The organism is Halobellus sp. Atlit-38R (genome assembly GCF_003665925.1).
GTDB lineage: Archaea > Halobacteriota > Halobacteria > Halobacteriales > Haloferacaceae > Haloquadratum > Haloquadratum inordinatus.
This window is the reverse complement of record NZ_QXIJ01000265.1, coordinates 1-482: the sequence shown is the minus strand read 5'-3', so window position 1 is coordinate 482 and position 482 is coordinate 1. Positions and strand designations below refer to the sequence as shown.

Sequence of the window (482 nt, the reverse complement as noted above, 5' to 3'; positions counted from 1 at the left end):
TCTTCCGCATAGAACTCTTTAATTTCATCTACTTCAGGTATTGGCCCACTCGAAACACCAGCGTTTGTCTGAATCGGACCTGGTTGATCGTCAAGATGGGGGAGCATATCACCGTCCAAGTACCACTGAATAGTAACGTGGTCTTGGACCTCGGGGAAATTCCGGATCCCCATAAGCAACAGTTTGTGCTCTTTAATCGAATCAACACCATTCCAATTGACGCCCTGGGCGTCGCTCACCGCCCTTTTGAGCCCACGTCGAAACGCTTCGAGAATACCCTTCTCGACATTGGACTCGCTCATTAGGTAGAACAACCACCTGCGAAGATGAAAAAGCTATGCATTGCGACTACTGGAGTTATACAGTAAGAGGACCACCCTTAATGCGGAGCCACTCACGCCTTTTGCGATAGTCGGGAACCAGCGTCCCGACGGTATTCCAGAATGCATCTGAGTGCTCGTCGTGCTTGAAGTGAGCGAGTT

The 482-nt window shown here is 50.0% G+C and carries 1 protein-coding gene and 1 pseudogene; both read right to left on the bottom strand.

The window, feature by feature from the left end; genetic code table 11:
- Positions 1–302 (bottom strand): annotated as a pseudogene (locus tag D3D02_RS19290) (hypothetical protein); the annotation flags it as partial.
- Positions 303–357: 55 nt separating this feature from the next.
- Positions 358–482, bottom strand: a 125-nt coding sequence (locus tag D3D02_RS19285; protein ID WP_147435762.1) for a M48 family metallopeptidase, incomplete at its 5' end; no start/stop codon positions are given.